This is a genomic window from Paraburkholderia sp. (assembly GCF_026225065.1).
Taxonomy (GTDB): Bacteria; Pseudomonadota; Gammaproteobacteria; order Burkholderiales; family Burkholderiaceae; genus Paraburkholderia.
Genome location: NZ_JAMFSB010000034.1, coordinates 1 through 16,333, shown reverse-complemented (window position 1 = coordinate 16,333; position 16,333 = coordinate 1). Strand labels below are relative to the sequence as shown.

Genomic DNA, 16,333 nt, shown 5'->3' with positions numbered 1-16,333 from the left:
TATCAGATCATTATTGCGAAAATCACCTGTGAACTGAACAGCCATCCATGAATATCACCAATGCAGGGCGAAGTGCATTAAGTCGGTGCAGTGTCATATTCCTGTGGTAAACGATAATGTCATCAATTGTCATCGATGAAGGACAACGCGTTGCTGATGCTGCACTAGCAGCACACTCAAACCGATACACGTCAGCATCAATAGTGCATTAATTCCGAGGCTGTACTGGAAGGCGTGTGCGTAGGCATCCGGCGTTGCGCGGCCACCCAGCACGCCGAAGAACTCCCCGCTGATCGCCGCCGTGCCGAACGCCGAGCCGATCTGCAAGGTCGACGACGCCACGCCCGAGGCCAACCCCGCCTTCTCCGGGGCGACTTCCGCAAGAACGATCCGCATGATCGACGGCAGCAGTAAACCCTGCCCCACCCCGGCGCATACCAGCCCACAATAGAACAGCAGGTCCGGCGTAGCAGCTTGAGTAGCCGACCAACCGGTGACCGTGAAACCGATCGCCATCATCGAAAACCCAAGCGTCAGCACATGGCCGCCGATGCGCCGCACCACCGCCGGCGAGGTCAACGGCCCGATCACGAAACCGATCGCAAACGGCATGATGGCGACACCGGAGGCAAGCGGTGTCCAGTGCAGACCCGTCTGCAGGAAAATGCCGTAGGTCAGAAAGAACGCGCTGTTGCAATAGAACAGGAAGGCCAGCACGAGACCGAGCGCAAACGCCGGGTTGCGGAACAATTGCAGATCGACGAGCGGGTGGCCGCCGCGGCGCTCGAGGCGTCGCTCGGTGGCGATAAAAAGCGCAAACACCGGCACGCTCAACGCGAACATTGCGAACGTCCACGCGGGCCAACCGGCTTCGCGGCCGTGGGTCATCGGGTAGATGACGAGCAACAGCAACAGCGAAAGCAGACCCACGCCCTTCAAGTCGACGCCCGCGCGTACCGCCGGCTGGCTCTCCGGCACGAACTTCCAGCTACCGATAAACGCCAGGATACCGACTGGGATGTTGATCAGAAAAATAACCCGCCAGTCGAGGCCGAACGGCCGGTAGGTAATCAGCGCCCCGCCGCCCAGTTGGCCCACGATCGACGAAAGGCCGAACACAAAGCCATAGAAGCTCATGACACGCGTCTGCTGGGCGAGCGGCACCACCGCGCGGACGGTCGCCAGCACCTGTGGCGCCATCACCGCGGCCGCCATGCCCTGAACAATCCGCGCGATCACTAGCACGTGGCCGTTCGGCGCCAGGCCACACAGCGCCGACGCCACCACGAACCCAGCCATTCCGGTCATGAACATGCGGCGACGCCCGAACAGGTCGCCAAGCCGCCCGCCCGTGATCAGCAGCACGGCGTAAGCAGACGCATAGGCCGAGACGATCAGCTGCAATTGGGCGTCGGTGGCGCCGAGGCCTGTGTGGATCGCGGGCAGCGCCAGATTGACGATGAAGTAGTCGAGCGGCGCGAGAAACGCGCCGACAAACAGCACGGCCAGCGCGAGGCCCTGGCGCTCGAATCGCGGGGGCGCTTCGGCGGCATTGGATGCGGCGCTCGTGCTGCCGGGAACCGCTAAGATCACCGGTGCGGACTTCATGCATTCGCTATTCATGACCGTTCGTTCAATAATTAAATAAAAAATTTACACGAGCGCTCGCATCGCCACGTCGACGATGTCCGTCAACTGGTCCTCGTCATGCGCGACCCTGCCTAGCACGCGCAGCCCCTGCATGATGCACAACAGGAATTTGCTGACCGCTTTCTCGTCGAGCGTCGAACTGAATGCGCCACTCGCCTGGCCGCGAATTACAGCACCCGCGAGCAGCGTCGCCATGCGGCGCTGGATCGAGCCGATCCGTTCGCGCAGCGCGGTGTCGTCCGCCTGCATTTCCAGCGCGGTGTTCGTAATCAGACAACTGCGTTGCTGCGTAAGCGAACACGACGTCTTCGCGTAATGCAGCAGAGCGTTGCGCAGCGACTCCTCGGGCGGCAGCGGCGCGTTCAGACGCTCCGCCAGGCGGGCGACCGAGCCATCCGCGTAGTGGTCAAGCGCCGCCAGCATGATGCCGTGCTTGTCGCCGAACACGCCGTACAGGCTGCCGCGCAGCAGGCCCGTGGCCTTGCATAGATCGTCGATGGAAGTGGCATGGTAGCCGTGGCGCCAGAACACATCGCTCGCATGGGCCAGCACCGTGGACGTGTCGAACTCACGCGGCCGCCCTCGGGCGCTCGTGGTGCGGGGTTTCTTCGAGGTGACAGGCTGGCTCATAGGTTTGGATATTATGACTATCCATTCAATAAATCAAGCTTGCCGCGCGTGGGGTCTTTCGGATGCCCGCCTCCTTATCCCTTTGTAAGGAAAATTCTTTTGCCCACGGCGGAATAGCGTGGGCCAGACCGTGTTAGCCCTCTCGACGCCCGGCAAATGCGTCACGCCCTCCCCATGTGAATGGCCAACAACCACGAGATCGCTTTGAGTCACACCACGATTCAACCCATCTGGGTCCGCATCACACACTGGATCAATGCGCTGGCAGTCGTCCTGATGGTGATGAGCGGCTGGCAGGTCTACGACGCCTCGCCGATCTTTCCCGCCTTGCAGTTTCCGCCGGCCATCACACTCGGCGGTTGGCTCGGCGGCGCATTGCTTTGGCACTTCGCGGTGATGTGGCTGCTAGTGGCGAATTTCCTCGTCTACGTGGGTCTCAATCTGGCGTCCGGACGGCTGCGCCGCAAACTGCTGCCGCTCACCTTCCGCTCGCTCTTCGCTGATATCGTCGCGGCCCTGCGCGGCCGTCTCACGCATGGCGATCTGTCGGTCTACAACTCGATCCAGAAGCTCGCCTACCTGGTGGTGATCGTCGATATTGCGCTGCTGGTGCTCTCGGGCCTGGCCGTGTGGAAGTCGGTGCAGTTCCCGCTTTTGCGGACATTGATGGGCGGCTACGACAACGCGCGCGTCGTGCATTTTGTCTGTATGAGCGTGCTGGTGGCCTTTTTCGCCGTGCACGTCGTGATGGTCGCGCTGGTGCCGCGCTCGCTGCTCCTGATGATCCGGGGACGGTAGGCATGGCGATTCGCAAGCGCAACGCGCAACCCGGCACGACGCTCGCCTCGCATGGCGACGTGATCCTGAAGGATGCCCAACGGGAACTGAAGGACCCGGCGCGCCGCCTGCTCGGCAAGCGGATCCTCTCGCTCGGTGGCCTCGCGCTGCTATCGGGCTGCGACCTGAGCACCGACAAGTCAGTGAACACGATGCTGCGCAAGATCTCGTTCTTCAACGACGACGTGCAGGCGTTGCTGTTCGATCCGAAACACATGGCGCCGACTTATCCGGAGTCGATGATCACGCGGCCGTTTCCGTTCAACGCGTTCTACGACGTCGACGATGTACCGGAAGTCGATGCCGCCACCTACCGCCTTCAGGTGGGCGGCCTCGCGAACGGCAAGCGGGTCTGGACGCTCGATGAACTGCATGCGCTGCCGCAGCAGGACCAGATCACACGGCATATCTGTATTGAAGGGTGGAGCGCGATAGGCCGCTGGGGCGGTGTGCGCTTTGCCGACTTCCTGAAGCGTGCCGGCGCGGATACGACAGCGCGTTTCGTCTCGCTGCATTGCGCTGACAACTACTGGACCAGCATCGATATGCCCACGGCCCTGCATGCGCAGACGCTGCTCACGCTGACCTACGACGGCCAGGTGCTGCCACCGAAATACGGCTTTCCGATGAAGCTGCGCATGCCGACCAAGCTTGGCTACAAGAATCCGAAGCACATCGTCGCAATCACCGTGACGAATGAATATCCCGGCGGTTACTGGGAGAACCAGGGCTACAACTGGTTCGGCGGTTCCTGAGCAGCATCCCTGTTTTCAAGTCAACCCACACTCAATGTACGGAGATTCCATGTCTATCCGCCTGAAACTCGGCGTTACGCTTGTCTCGCTCGCTATTGCCGGTGTCGCGCTCGCGCAGACGCCCGCGGTCAAACCGTCGCGGATTCGCGGCGAAGTCGTCTCCCTGAATGGCGACGTCCTGCAGGTGCATCGCCGCAGCGGCGATACGGTCACGATCAATCTGGCGCCGACCGTCGCCGTCTCCGCCGTCAAGGCAATGCAACTGGCCGATATCAAGCCCGGCTCGTTCATCGGCACGGCCGCCACCACGGGCACCGACGGCAAGCTGACCGCTACCGAAGTGGTGGTATTTCCGGAATCGGCTCGCGGTACCGGTGAAGGCCATTATGCGTGGGACCTCGGTCCTAATAGCTCGATGACGAACGCGAATGTCGACCAGGTGGCCGAAGGCACTAGCGGCCGCGATCTGAAGCTCTCGTACAAGGGGGGTAACAACGTGGTGACGGTACCGCCGAATGTGCCGGTCGTGACCTTCGTTCCGGCAGCGCGCACCGACCTGACGGCAGGCAAGAAAGTGTTCGTGGTCGCAACGCCTGCGGCGCAGGGTGCGTTTGTGGCGCAACGCGTGGTGGTCGAGAAGGACGGCGTAGCGCCGCCGATGTAACTGTCGACGTGACAACGCGGGTGTGCAGCACCAGACGGCGCCGCACACCCGGCTCTCAGACTCTCATTGCTGCTTCACCGGTTCGCGCTCAGGTTTCGAGCGTCGCTTCCATGGTGATGGTGGCTTTCAGTACTTTCGAAACTGGACATCCCGCCTTGGCGTCAGCGGTGGCTTTCTCAAACGCCGCCCGGTCACCGCCGGGGATTTTCACCTTGACGTCAAGATGAACGGCGGTGATGGCGAACCCGCCATCGGCCTTGTCGAGCGTCAGGGTTGCCGTGGTGCCGATACGCTCCGGTTTGATACCCGCCTTGCCCAATTCGGCCGATAGTGCCATGGAGAAGCACCCGGCGTGCGCAGCCGCGATCAGCTCTTCCGGGTTGGTGCCGATGCCGTCCTCGAAACGCGTCGCAAACGAATACTGGGTGTCCTTGAGAACCCCGCTGTCAGTAGAAATCGTGCCTTTCCCGTCCTGCAGGCCGCCTTGCCAGACCGCTGATGCCTTGCGCTTCATCGTTCTCTCCTGTTGGTGCCCTGTCAGCGCTGCTGTGCTTATCCCATCATGGCGCCTGCCGCAACGGTCACGCCCGGTTCTTGCGGGCTCGGCGCCGGTCGATGCATGCCACGCAGCGCGACGGACGCGGGCGTAGACCGAACTTCATCATAGGCGCTTCTGGAAATCGATGCGGGTAAGTGTTGGGCGGGTCCCGCACGGACCGTCGCGATCGAGATAGAGCCGGTGGTGAGTCGAGGGCGAGTGCGCAAGCAGGCTCGGAGCCCCTGTTTGCACAGCGGCGGCGGGCTTATACCCTGACATCGGATACGAGGGTGTAACCTCGACAAGTCCATCCGGACATCGATCATAAATGGTCATATACAACCTTTTAATTAGTTTATGGCGTCACATGCAACTCCTTAATTTATGATTTTTGCCGAAAATTTGATTTCGACCTATAATCAGTCATATGGAACCTCTAAATTCTCCTATTCAATCACATACGACTGCAAAAGTAGATGCACTGCCTTTGCCGGTGCGTCGCGGATTGAAAAAACTCGGTGAGGACATCGCGTTGGCCCGTCGTCGTCGACGCATCTCCACGCAATCCATGGCCGAACGCCTGCAGGTCTCGCTAAAGACCTTGCAGCGGCTTGAAAAAGGCGACCCAACGGTTGCCGTGGGCACGGTTGCGACCGCAATGCTCGTGTTGAGCGAGTTGGAGCGCTTTACGAACCTTTTGGACACCGCCCACGACGATGTCGGTCTAGCCCTAATGGATCAAAACCTTCCCAAACGTATTCGGAGCAAGAAGGCCGCCAGGTCGTCAGGAGCCCTGTGATGGCCGTGCCGGTTGAGCGCACAGTGAGCGTCGCGCTGGGGTCGTCGGCATTGCCCGTCGGCCGGTTGACCTATGCCAAACTTGGCTCACGTGAAAGTTCAGCGTTCGTCTACGACAGAAGCTGGCTTCAACACGACGCCCACTTCGCCATCTCTCCCGACCTTGTTCTGACCGCCGAACGACAGTTCCGCAAAGCCCCCACTAGAAACGACTCGGTATTTCATTTTGCGATTGCGGATACCGAACCTGACGGCTGGGGCTGCCGGGTCATTGCGCGTGACCACGCCAAGCGACGCAAGATCGCGCAGGAACAAGGCAAAAGCTTCGGCGGCGCATTGACGGAGATGGACTACCTACTTGGCGTCGACGACGAAAGTCGAGTCGGCGCGATCCGCTTTGCGAACGATCAGGGAATATTCCAACGCACGGTGGAGGACGGTGACCGCCGAACTCCGCCACTAATCGAACTGACCCAGCTATTCGGCGCGTCCCGTGCGGTCGAACGCGGCACTGAAACTGAAGCTGACTTGCACTACCTACGAGGGCGCGGCACGTCACTAGGCGGGATGCGTCCAAAATGCACGATAGTCGACGAAGGCGGGCACCTCGCCATTGGCAAGTTTCCAAGCGTCCATGACGAGCGCGCGGTCACGCGCGCCGAGGTGCTCGCTCTGCGCCTCGCACAGAGGGGCGGTATCGACGCTTCACACGCGCGCATCGTGCACTCCGACAACGTGCCGGTCGCACTGATTCGCCGCTTTGACCGCCATAACGGTAACCGGATTCCGTACCTGTCGGCGGCGTCGCTACTCCAGGCCTCGCGCGAAGAAGATCACTCGTACACCGAGATCGCAGAACGGATCCTGGTCGTCAGCGACGATCCGCGCAGAGATCTGACTGAGTTATGGCGCCGGATCGTATTCAGCATGCTCATCACCAATGTGGACGACCATCTTCAGAATCATGGTTTCCTGCACGTAGGTCATGGACAGTGGCGTCTTGCTCCTGCATTTGATCTCAATCCGATGCCCGACAAGGATCGCGAACTCAAGACGTGGCTCACGGAAGAAGCGGGACCGAGCGGTTCGATCGAAGAAGCCGTCGCAGCAGCAGCGTATTTCCACTTGACGCACGACGCGGCGCTTGATGTACTCGGCACCGTATACCTTGCTGTACGTTCATGGCGGGAGATGGCACTCTCGAAAGAGATTGGAATGACAGCTCGCGAGGCAGACGAATTCGAACCAGCTTTCGAACACGCCGAAATAGCGGCCGCGAACCGGCTGCTCGCGCGCTGACCACTTGCCACCTTCCCTCACTCCGCAAACGGCAACGTCTCCTGCCCTTCGGCCCGCATCCCGAACACATTCAACGTCATCGCAACGAGCGCGTAATACCCAAGCAAGCCGACCAGATTGATCGTGACCTCGCGCCCAAAGCGCTCCACGGTCGCCGCATAGGTCGCATCGGACACCCGCTTGGTGTCATACAGTTCATTGGCAAATGCGTAGATCAGCGCGTCCTCGGGATTGGCAAAAGACGGGGGCTGACCTAAGCGAATCGCCTCGGCCTCGGCCTCAGTAACACCTGCCTCGAGCGCAATCGGATAGTGTATGTACCACTCAGCCTGTGCTTGCCAGCGCGCCGCCGTCACCAGAATCGCCAACTCCGATAAGCGCAGCGGCAGTCCGGTCCGGTAGCGGCAAAACGCCCCCAGCCGTTGCGCCTGCTGCGCGAGTTCGGGACTGTGAATCCAGCCCAGAAACGGACCATTCAGATTCCCGCGCGGACCGGACAATATCTCGTCGAGTACGGCCTTCTGCTCAGGCGTGGCATGCGCCGCGTCGAAACGTGGCAAACGTTCAGTCATGAAAACTCTCGTAAGTAATAAAGCGGCGACGCGCTCTCAGGATACTGCGCGCACGCCGGTCGAATAAAGCGCACCGTCGATCGCATCAGTGAGGCGGCTCACAATGTTGTCGATATCCTGCGCCGTGCAGATAAACGGTGGCGCCAGCAGCACATGATCGCCATTCTTGCCATCCACCGTGCCACCCATCGGATACACCATCAGCCCGCGCGTAAACGCTTCGCGCTTGATCGCCGCATGCAGCTTGAGCTTCGGGTCGAACGGTGTTTTGCTCGACCGCTCCTTCACCAGTTCGACACCCACAAACAACCCGCGCCCGCGCACATCGCCGATATGCGGATGCTGCGCATAGTGCTCGCGAAGCTGCGCACGCAGCTGTTCGCCACGTGCCTGCACGTTCGACAGCAGATTGTCATCGGCGATCACGCGCTGCACTTCGAGTGCGGCGGCACACGCCGTTGCATGCCCAATATACGTATGACCATGCTGAAAAAAGCCCGAGCCGCCGACGATCGTATCGTAGATGCGCTTGCTGACCAGCGTTGCCCCGATCGGCTGATAGCCCGCCCCCAGGCCCTTTGCGATCGTCAGCAGATCCGGCGACACACCGTCCTCTTCGCAGGCATACAGATACCCGGTGCGACCCATTCCCGACATGATCTCGTCAAGAATCAGCAGCACTCCGTAGCGGTCGCAAACAGCGCGAATCTTGCGGAAATATTCCCGCACTGGCGGCACGGCGCCCGCGGTTGCGCCTACCACCGTTTCCGCGACAAAAGCGGCCACTGTATCCGCGCCAAGTTCGAGGATTTTCTGTTCCAGCTCATCCGCCAATCGCTGCGCAAAGGCCTGTTCGGTTTCGTCAGCGCGCTGCTCGCGATACGCGTAGCACGGGCTGACGTGATGCGCTTCGATCAGGATCGGCAGGAACGGCTCGCGGCGCCATGCATTGCCGCCAATCGCCAGCGCCCCCAGCGTATTGCCGTGATAACTCTGGCGGCGCGCAATGAAATGACGCCGTTGCGGCTCGCCCTTTTCGACGAAGTACTGGCGCGCCAACTTTAACGCCGCCTCGATCGCCTCCGAGCCGCCCGAAACAAAATACACGTGATCCAGGCCAGACGGTGCGCTCGCCACGAGTCGGTCGGCGAGTTCTTCCGCCACTTGGGTCGTAAAGAACGAGGTGTGTGCGTACGGCAATTGCTGGGACTGACGCCTGATGGCGTCGATTACGCGCTGGTTGCTATGGCCAAGGCACGAAACAGCCGCCCCGCCGCATGCATCGATATAGCGCTTGCCGGCGGTGTCGATAATCTCGATGCCATCGCCAGCCACCGCGACTGGCAGATTCTGCTTCGGTGCGCGGTGAAACACGGTAGACATGATAGGTATCCTTATCGCTTGTTCGCGGTTAGAAGTCGGTGTTCGAATGCGCCGTCCGGGGAATAAACGTATCGAATGCACGGTGCCCTTGACGATAGACCTGCATCGCCACGCCGTCCGCTTCGACGCGAAACAGCGCGGTGGCCAAGGTGTTTTCGTCGTCGGGGTCGTGCGGGTCGTCGCGATAAATTGGCAAGCCAGACGGCGCCTGGTCGCTTAGAACGCGTAGCAGTGCATCGTCTGTCACCGGCGCGCCAAGCGCCGGAAGCAATGCATTCACGCGCACCTGACGGTCGCGGGACGAATCGGTGATGATTTGCCCTTCACTATTACAGCCGTCGTGAACCAGATGATTCGCGTGACCAAAACGAAGCGTATCGGCGACGACTGAGCAACGCTGCACCGTTGCTTCGACACTCACCAGACGAGAGTCGCCCACGCAACCTAGCGTGTGATGAAAGCCGCTTGCACGCGGCATATCGCGCAACAGCGCAACAGCCTCGTCGAGCGAGTTTGTATCGAGCACGGCGCGCGCGAGGATCATGCGGGGCACGCCCACCGCCGGCACGCGGATGCGCAAATTGTTGATGGCCTGCACGAGGCCCGCGCGGCTCGCCGCAAAGGTATGTCCCGGCAGTGAACCGGGATAATAGAAACTCACGAAACCGGGCTTGCCGGCAGGCTGAACGTCCACGAGAAAGCATCGTTCGCGCAGATACGGATCGCCGTCTTCGTTGTGCGCGATGAAACGGGCATTGCCCGACACGGCGGCTAACGTCGTACAGCCGTCCGGCGCGTTGTGAATCAGTTCACCACGGCAGTTCCACAGGAACACGTCTTCCACGGGCCATCCCAGGCCAGCCGCCATACCGTCTAACTCGGCAACCAGCGCGGGAAAATATGCTTCAGCCGCGCGCCGCAGCGCCTCCACGAATGGATGACCACGCCACCGGCTAACCTGCTTCCAGGCCGCGCTTTGCTGCATGTACGCCGCCATCATCGGCCGCGCCAGCTCGCCCAGCCTGTAGCCGATGTCATCCGGTTGCCCGGTGACACGAAAGAGACTCCATTCCTGCATTGACTGTTATGCCTCGCTGAAACCCGGTTTGCTGTGGCACCGCGACATGCAACGGTAATCCGCTCACATATGCAGTGAGTTGAAGGGACGCCGTCATTGTCAACGGCATCGATTCAACACTCGAATCCAATTTATACATCTCAACAACATATGTTGTCAACATGATCGAGCATGTACCGAATGGAGCGGGCAGCACAAAACAGAGTGGAAGAATTAGATGTAGCGGGTCTGCAGGTCATCAGCAGCCCGCTCCGCGCTCGCTCAAGGCACGTAGGCGCCCTTCGCATGCAGCGAACGTTCGGCAATCTCGAGTTGCTCGACCGCGTCGGCGCCTTCAAGCGCCAGCAGATGCGCAACCAGCGATTCCGCAATGGCGGTGGCCGCGACCAGCGAAGGAAAGAACGAAGGGCTTTCGTGTGAAAAAATCAAAACTTTGTCCGCATTCAGCGCGATCGGAGACACCGCGCTATCGGTAATCGCAATCAGCTTGCTGCCCTTCTCGAGCGCTGCTTCGGCCACGCGCGCCGCCTCCATCGAATAAGGTGCGAAGCTGATGACAACAGTCGCACTATCGCGTTCGATGGTGCGCAGTTGCATCTCAAGCGTACCGGCTTCGCCGGTCAGCAACGACACCGACGAGCGGAACAACCGATACCCATACACCAGACCGAACGCCACCGCATAGCAGGAGCGAAAGCCCGCCACATGCACATGCGGCGCGCGGCGCAGCAGCCGCGCCGTTTCAACGGTGACACGCGTGTTATGCGCGGCCGTCACATCGAGATTGTGCTGTTGCGCCACCAGCAGATCGTGCGCCAGCGCGTCTTTGGCATTGGCCTTGACGAGCGAACGGGCGCGGCTGGCGAGCGGTTCGGGCCGCGTTCGCACGCGCGCCACGAACAGATTGCGCAGTTCGTTCCAGCCGGGAAAACCGAGTTGCTGCGACAGCCGCACGAGCGATGCGGGTTGCACCTGGGCCCGCTCGGCCACCTTGCGCATGGAAGAGACCGCGACTTCGTCAGGATGATCCAGCAGGAACGCGGCTCCCACCTGGAATTGCGGACTGAGTTCTGAGAAGCGCGCCCGGATCAGGGCGGCGAGCTGGTCGAAACTGTCGGGCATGCGATGGACCGGAGAGTAAGTTGACAACAAATGTTACCACCCGGACACCGCATGCACCACGCGCAAATACCACCACCAGGCACCCGCGTTTACAGCAACGCTACGACCCGCACATCGCCCTGTTCCGCCGAGGCGACCACCTTGCCCGCGACCCGCCGGAAGGTGATGGTCACGCTCGAATCGCCGACGCGCATGTCGCCGATTTCGAGCCAGTCGATGCCTTCAGGCAACATCGGCTGTTCGATCAGGACTTCGCGTTTCGCCGCATCCACGGTTACGCCGAGACACGCTTCCAACATCATGAACGGCGAGCCGGCCGCCCACGCCTGCGGCAGGCACGCAACCGGATACGCAGTGGGCGGCTCGCCGCGCCGGCGCGGGAAGCCGCAGAAGAGTTCGGGCAGACGCATGTCGAAATTGACCGCAGCCTGGAACAGCGCCTGCAGCAGATTCACCGCAGTCGCCTTGCCGCCGTAGCGCGCCACGCCGCGCGCGCAGAGCGCGTTGTCATGCGGCCAGACCGAGCCGTTGTGATACGCCATCGGATTGAAACGTGCCTGTCCTGCCGCGAGCGTGCGCACGCCCCAGCCCGTATGGAACAGCGTCGACTGCAGACCGCGCACCACGGCTTCGCCGCGCTCGCGCGACGGCAAGCCGAAGGCGAGCAGATGGCCGGCGTTCGATGCCATTACGCGGCACAGTTCGCCATGACCGTCCAAAGCAATGCCGTAGAAGCCAGACTCTTCCATCCAGTACTTCTCTTCCACGCATTGGCGGATGCCCTTCGCGCGCGCACTATAAGCGGCCGCCTCATCCAGCAGACCGCGCAGCTTGGCGAAATGCGCCATGGTGTCGAACGCCGCGCTCGCGTAGGCCTGCACCTCGACCAGCGCAATCGGCCCGTCGGGGAAGCGCCCATCTGCGTGAAAAACGGAATCGTGACTGTCTTTCCAGCCCTGATTCGCAAGACCGCCATCCGATTCGCGCTGGTAGTCGAGCAGGCCGAAGCGGTTCTTGTCGCACACCCCCGCGACCCATTGCGCCGCGCGCACCAGCGCCGGCCACAACTCGTCGATCAGGCTCAGGTCGTCGGTGCGTGCCACGTAGGCACCGGCCAGCACGATAAACAGGGGCGTCGAGTCGACCCCGCCGTAATAGAGCGCGAACGGCACTTCGCCGGTGGCGGCCATTTCGCTCTTGCGCATCTCGTGCATGATCTTGCCGACCGCCGCGTCGCGGAACGCCGAGTTCTCGCGCGCCTGATGCTCGGCAAGAAAGCGCAGAACGCCACGCGCCAGTCCTGGTTGCAGCCAGAGCGTTTGCAGCGACGTGATCAGCGCATCGCGACCAAACGGGGTCGAAAACCAAGGGATGCCGGCGTACGGATAAGGGCCGGTTTCCAGATCGGTAGTGAGCAGACCGAGATCGGCAAGCGAGCGGTCGATCCACGCGTTGAACAGCGGATTGCTCGAGCGCACACGTGCTGTTGCCCGGCGCCGTTCACGCATCACCAGGTGAGCATCGACCAGCGCCGCGCGCACGGCGGCGCGCCCGACGCGCGGACGCGCTGCATCGATCTGCGTCAGATGGGCCTCGTTCAGCGCATGGACGGACTTTGCGACATCGGCATTGGTGGCGGTCGGCTCTGCCTGCACCTCGACGTTGACGGCAAGATAGATCGACACGCAGGCTTGCGCCGGCAATTGCACCGTGTAGTCTGCGCGGTTGGCAAAGAGCTTGTCCGGGGTCGGCGAAAACGCAATGCCGACGTTACGCGCGACATTGTCGAGCCCCACGTAGCCGAGCAGCACCTCGCCGTTTTCGACGCGCGCTGGTTCGATCTTGCCCTGCTTGTCGCGTTTCAGACCACGCACTTCAAACATGTCGCGGAAGTCGCTGGCGAATGAAATGGAAAGCGGCACCACAGCGTCTTTCGTGCCGTAGTTGGTCAGTTCGATCGCTTCGTTGAGTACCGTGCCGGACAGCACACGCACCCGTTGGACGTGGATCACACCCTCGGGTGTGCTGTCACCGCCTAAGGGTGGCAACGGCCGGTTGGTCAGGTGCGCCGTGAATGCCGTGTTATCACTGCTGACACTGCCTGAGAGCAGCGACGGTGCACGCCCGCCGAAGGTCAGCCGCAGTTGTGATAGGACCCGCGTGTCGTTGACGAACAGGCCGTCGTCGTGCCCGGTAATATCGCCGAGCGGGTCGTTGACAATAAAGGTGTCGCCCGACTTCAGGACGAACTGGTTCGCGCTAGCGACGTTGAGGTTTTCCGGCGGGATAAATGCGCCATCCGGTTCATGTTCGACATGGTCCACGCCGCCTGAGAGTCCGCCAAGGGCTTCGGGTTGCTGCATCAGCTTGCTCCTGTGCTATGGGCTTCGTTCCGATTGTAGAGGGTCTGCGCCCGTCGAACGAACTTAACACAGGTAGGTGGTGGATTTAAGCCGGTAAGCTATTTCGAAGGCGTAACAAAACGCTACGAACGATGCGCCGGGCCGGTGCATGTGCGCGGTGGCACGCGTCATGCAGTTTTGCCCTAAACAGACTGCGGGCGTTGTCTCCTGTCCGGAGACAACGCCCGCTCACGGTCCGCAATCAAGCGGCACTCAGGCCATTGCGGCGGTCAATCAGCGTTGCGCGAGCGGCTTGGCTTCACGCGACGTGGAGCCAACGAACAGCTGACGCGGACGGCCAATTTTCTGTTCCGGGTCGGCGACCATCTCGTTCCATTGTGCAATCCAGCCGACGGTGCGCGCCATCGAGAAAATACACGTGAACATCGAGGTCGGAATGCCCAGCGCGCGCTGCACGATGCCGGAGTAGAAATCGACGTTCGGATACAGCTTGCGCGACACGAAGTATTCGTCTTCCAGCGCGATCTTTTCCAGCGCCATGGCCAGCTTGAACAGCGGGTCGTCGTGCAGGCCCAGCTCTTCCAGCACTTCGTGGCAGGTTTCGCGCATCAGCTTGGCACGCGGGTCGTAGTTCTTGTACACGCGGTGACCGAAGCCCATCAGCTTCACGCCCGAGTTCTTGTCCTTCACCTGCTTGATGAACTCAGGAATGTTGTCGACCGAGCCGATCTCTTCCAGCATGTTCAGCGCTGCTTCATTCGCGCCGCCGTGTGCCGGGCCCCACAGGCAGGCGATACCGGCTGCGATACATGCGAACGGGTTCGCACCCGACGAGCCCGCCAGACGCACTGTCGACGTGGACGCATTCTGTTCGTGGTCCGCATGCAGGATCAGGATGCGGTCGAGCGCGCGCACCAGCACGTCGTTGACCTTGTACTCTTCTGCCGGGTTCGCAAACATCATGCGCATGAAATTCGCGCTATACGATAGGTCGTTCTTCGGATACACGAACGGCTGGCCAACCGTGTATTTATAAGCCATGGCCACCAGCGTCGGCAGCTTCGCAATCATGCGCACCGCCGACACCTCACGATGCTGCGGATTGTTGATGTCGAGCGAGTCGTGATAGAACGCCGACAGCGCGCCGACCGCAGCGACCAGAATTGCCATCGGATGCGCGTCGCGACGGAAGCCGCGGTAGAAGAAGTGCATCTGCTCGTGCACCATCGTGTGCTTCGTGACGGTTTCGACGAACTCTTCCTTCTGCGCTGCGTTCGGCAGTTCGCCGTTCAGCAGCAAGTAGCAGGTTTCCAGAAAGTCCGCATTCTCCGCAAGGTTATCGATCGGGTAGCCGCGATACAGCAGCTCGCCTTTGTCACCGTCGATATAGGTGATGGCCGAATTGCACGCCGCCGTCGACATAAAGCCCGGGTCATACGTGAATTTGCCGGTCTGGCTGTACAGTTTGCGGATGTCGATCACGTCCGGGCCCAGCGTGCCCTTGTAGATCGGGAAATCGACGGTCTGGTCGCTGTCGGAAAACTTCAGCGTTGCGTGTGTCTTAGAGTCATTCATCTACGTGTTCCTTTTTTGCTGTCACATCGCGCACGTGCCGGACTACGAAGGTTCTAAAGCCGGCTCAGGCTTTGCATTTTACGGCCACAGCGTCCATTAATTGCGACGATTGGCCACAACAATCCATCTCGACCTAAGCAACATTCGTTGCGAATCATTTTAAATCCAATTCATTCCTACGAATATTGGCCAGCTAGACTCAGCCAGCCAACTGAAAGATAGCGTAGATATTGCAACAATGTTTTGCACTGCCTAACCAGCAGAAGCGTGCGCCGTCTGAGATACTCGTTGCGTGAATTGCTTCCCCTGCAAAACACATCGCTGTCTTTGGCCCGCCGTTCGCGGCGGGTCTTTTTATCCAGTCAGAAGAACAGGATTACCAGATGAACGCATCGCTCGAAACGCTGTTTCCGGATCTCAACCACACCGAAGACAGCATCGTTACCGCGCTGAACCATCAGGACATCGTGGTGGCGTTGTCCGCAGCCCTGAAGACGCAAAACGTCGCCGTGCTGCATATGCTTTATCCGCGCACCGACGCGCGCACGCACAGCAGCCTCGACGCTCTCGTCTCCAGGCTGAATAGCCACGGTCTGCACAAGGTCGCTGCACTGGTGGCCAATGAAGCGCACTATCTCGTGTTCAAGGAGCCGGTGAAGGCGTGGAAAGCCTTCCAGGAAATCCGCAACGACTCGCTCGCGATCGGCGTGCATCTGTACTATCACGGTCTGGTCGGCGAAGCGGCCGAGCACGCGCTCGACGCCGACGCGCATCGCAAGGCTTAAGGCTGGATTAGCTGAACTGGCTAGCTAAATCAGCGGGTTCAGCGCTGCCCGTTGTCGCCACCCACGCTGCGGATAAATTCGTCGATATAGCGATTGAACGCCGCAGGGTGCGCCAGGTTCATCCCGTGCGATGCGCCCCGCACCGTCTCGCGCCGCCCATCCGGCAACCACGATGCGAGCGCAGTCGCGGTGCGCCTGAACATCTCGGGACTCTTCTCCCCGTCGATCAATAGCACGGGGCAGCGAACCTGCGCCGCATCTTCGGGCGTATAGGGCGGCAGCGG

16 protein-coding genes are annotated in these 16,333 nt (G+C 60.9%); 6 read left to right on the top strand and 10 right to left on the bottom strand.

The genetic code is table 11. From position 1 onward, the window contains the following. Positions 1–129: 129 nt before the first annotated feature. Complete coding sequence (locus tag M0954_RS02460) at positions 130–1,623, bottom strand: MFS transporter (RefSeq protein ID WP_297351454.1); 1,494 nt, start codon at positions 1,621–1,623, stop codon at positions 130–132. Between the two features lie 30 nt (positions 1,624–1,653). Continuing rightward, positions 1,654–2,280: a TetR/AcrR family transcriptional regulator gene (locus M0954_RS02455; protein WP_297351452.1), complete on the bottom strand. Its 627-nt coding sequence runs from the start codon at positions 2,278–2,280 to the stop codon at positions 1,654–1,656. Positions 2,281–2,484: 204 nt separating this feature from the next. Here M0954_RS02455 and M0954_RS02450 point away from each other — a divergent pair, with 204 nt between their 5' ends. The 3 genes from M0954_RS02450 to M0954_RS02440 are packed head-to-tail and all read left to right on the top strand — an operon-like array spanning position 2,485 to position 4,536. Then, entirely contained in the window at positions 2,485–3,078 is a 594-nt protein-coding gene (locus M0954_RS02450; RefSeq protein ID WP_297351450.1) for a cytochrome b/b6 domain-containing protein, read from the top strand. A gap of 2 nt (positions 3,079–3,080) precedes the next feature. Next, positions 3,081–3,872 carry a molybdopterin-dependent oxidoreductase gene (locus tag M0954_RS02445; RefSeq protein WP_297351448.1) on the top strand — a complete coding sequence of 264 codons (792 nt, stop codon included), beginning with the start codon at positions 3,081–3,083 and terminating at the stop codon, positions 3,870–3,872. Between the two features lie 49 nt (positions 3,873–3,921). Beyond that, positions 3,922–4,536 (top strand): hypothetical protein, encoded by a 615-nt coding sequence (locus M0954_RS02440; RefSeq protein ID WP_122159027.1) that lies wholly within the window; start codon positions 3,922–3,924, stop codon positions 4,534–4,536. 88 nt (positions 4,537–4,624) lie between these two features. Here M0954_RS02440 and M0954_RS02435 read toward each other — a convergent pair whose 3' ends face one another. Then, the gene (locus M0954_RS02435) at positions 4,625–5,050 is read right to left on the bottom strand and encodes an OsmC family protein (RefSeq protein WP_122159025.1); all 426 of its coding nucleotides are present in this window, start codon (positions 5,048–5,050) and stop codon (positions 4,625–4,627) included. Between the two features lie 451 nt (positions 5,051–5,501). Here M0954_RS02435 and M0954_RS02430 point away from each other — a divergent pair, with 451 nt between their 5' ends. Together M0954_RS02430 and M0954_RS02425 are read left to right on the top strand one after the other, a co-directional pair. After that, a complete protein-coding gene (locus tag M0954_RS02430) occupies positions 5,502–5,873 on the top strand; it encodes a helix-turn-helix domain-containing protein (protein WP_297351446.1) in 372 nt (123 codons plus the stop codon). Continuing rightward, positions 5,873–7,171 carry a type II toxin-antitoxin system HipA family toxin gene (locus M0954_RS02425; protein WP_297351444.1) on the top strand — a complete coding sequence of 433 codons (1,299 nt, stop codon included), beginning with the start codon at positions 5,873–5,875 and terminating at the stop codon, positions 7,169–7,171. Before M0954_RS02430 ends, M0954_RS02425 begins: the two co-directional genes overlap by 1 nt. Positions 7,172–7,188: 17 nt before the next feature. On the opposite strand, the gene M0954_RS02420 is transcribed toward M0954_RS02425, so the two are convergent. From M0954_RS02420 to gltA, 6 genes are all read right to left on the bottom strand, one after another. Next, the gene (locus tag M0954_RS02420) at positions 7,189–7,743 is read right to left on the bottom strand and encodes a carboxymuconolactone decarboxylase family protein (RefSeq protein WP_297351442.1); all 555 of its coding nucleotides are present in this window, start codon (positions 7,741–7,743) and stop codon (positions 7,189–7,191) included. Positions 7,744–7,779: 36 nt separating this feature from the next. Beyond that, positions 7,780–9,126 carry an aspartate aminotransferase family protein gene (locus tag M0954_RS02415; protein WP_297351440.1) on the bottom strand — a complete coding sequence of 449 codons (1,347 nt, stop codon included), beginning with the start codon at positions 9,124–9,126 and terminating at the stop codon, positions 7,780–7,782. Positions 9,127–9,154: 28 nt separating this feature from the next. After that, positions 9,155–10,204 (bottom strand): C45 family peptidase, encoded by a 1,050-nt coding sequence (locus M0954_RS02410; RefSeq protein WP_297351438.1) that lies wholly within the window; start codon positions 10,202–10,204, stop codon positions 9,155–9,157. A 261-nt stretch (positions 10,205–10,465) separates the two neighbouring features. After that, positions 10,466–11,326: a MurR/RpiR family transcriptional regulator gene (locus M0954_RS02405; RefSeq protein WP_122159013.1), complete on the bottom strand. Its 861-nt coding sequence runs from the start codon at positions 11,324–11,326 to the stop codon at positions 10,466–10,468. Positions 11,327–11,415: 89 nt separating this feature from the next. Next, positions 11,416–13,689: an amylo-alpha-1,6-glucosidase gene (locus tag M0954_RS02400; protein WP_133894896.1), complete on the bottom strand. Its 2,274-nt coding sequence runs from the start codon at positions 13,687–13,689 to the stop codon at positions 11,416–11,418. Positions 13,690–13,962: 273 nt separating this feature from the next. After that, positions 13,963–15,264: a citrate synthase gene (gltA, locus tag M0954_RS02395; protein WP_297351436.1), complete on the bottom strand. Its 1,302-nt coding sequence runs from the start codon at positions 15,262–15,264 to the stop codon at positions 13,963–13,965. A 383-nt stretch (positions 15,265–15,647) separates the two neighbouring features. On the opposite strand from gltA, the gene M0954_RS02390 reads away from it, so the two are divergent. Then, on the top strand, positions 15,648–16,049 hold the full coding sequence (locus tag M0954_RS02390; protein ID WP_122159007.1) for a hypothetical protein: 402 nt from the start codon (positions 15,648–15,650) through the stop codon (positions 16,047–16,049). A 38-nt stretch (positions 16,050–16,087) separates the two neighbouring features. On the opposite strand, the gene M0954_RS02385 is transcribed toward M0954_RS02390, so the two are convergent. Further along, a partial coding sequence (locus M0954_RS02385; RefSeq protein ID WP_297351434.1) for an alpha/beta hydrolase occupies positions 16,088–16,333 on the bottom strand: 246 nt, incomplete at its 5' end.

What these genes read in the sequence shown, in the direction of transcription:
- M0954_RS02460 (WP_297351454.1), bottom strand. Translation starts at nt 1,623, where the DNA reads ATGAATAGCGAATGCATGAAGTCCGCACCGGTGATCTTAGCGGTTCCC.
- M0954_RS02455 (WP_297351452.1), bottom strand. Translation starts at nt 2,280, where the DNA reads ATGAGCCAGCCTGTCACCTCGAAGAAACCCCGCACCACGAGCGCCCGA.
- M0954_RS02445 (WP_297351448.1), top strand. Translation starts at nt 3,081, where the DNA reads ATGGCGATTCGCAAGCGCAACGCGCAACCCGGCACGACGCTCGCCTCG.
- M0954_RS02440 (WP_122159027.1), top strand. Translation starts at nt 3,922, where the DNA reads ATGTCTATCCGCCTGAAACTCGGCGTTACGCTTGTCTCGCTCGCTATT.
- M0954_RS02435 (WP_122159025.1), bottom strand. Translation starts at nt 5,050, where the DNA reads ATGAAGCGCAAGGCATCAGCGGTCTGGCAAGGCGGCCTGCAGGACGGG.
- M0954_RS02430 (WP_297351446.1), top strand. Translation starts at nt 5,502, where the DNA reads ATGGAACCTCTAAATTCTCCTATTCAATCACATACGACTGCAAAAGTA.
- M0954_RS02425 (WP_297351444.1), top strand. Translation starts at nt 5,873, where the DNA reads ATGGCCGTGCCGGTTGAGCGCACAGTGAGCGTCGCGCTGGGGTCGTCG.
- M0954_RS02420 (WP_297351442.1), bottom strand. Translation starts at nt 7,743, where the DNA reads ATGACTGAACGTTTGCCACGTTTCGACGCGGCGCATGCCACGCCTGAG.
- M0954_RS02415 (WP_297351440.1), bottom strand. Translation starts at nt 9,126, where the DNA reads ATGTCTACCGTGTTTCACCGCGCACCGAAGCAGAATCTGCCAGTCGCG.
- M0954_RS02410 (WP_297351438.1), bottom strand. Translation starts at nt 10,204, where the DNA reads ATGCAGGAATGGAGTCTCTTTCGTGTCACCGGGCAACCGGATGACATC.
- M0954_RS02405 (WP_122159013.1), bottom strand. Translation starts at nt 11,326, where the DNA reads ATGCCCGACAGTTTCGACCAGCTCGCCGCCCTGATCCGGGCGCGCTTC.
- M0954_RS02400 (WP_133894896.1), bottom strand. Translation starts at nt 13,689, where the DNA reads ATGCAGCAACCCGAAGCCCTTGGCGGACTCTCAGGCGGCGTGGACCAT.
- gltA (WP_297351436.1), bottom strand. Translation starts at nt 15,264, where the DNA reads ATGAATGACTCTAAGACACACGCAACGCTGAAGTTTTCCGACAGCGAC.
- M0954_RS02390 (WP_122159007.1), top strand. Translation starts at nt 15,648, where the DNA reads ATGAACGCATCGCTCGAAACGCTGTTTCCGGATCTCAACCACACCGAA.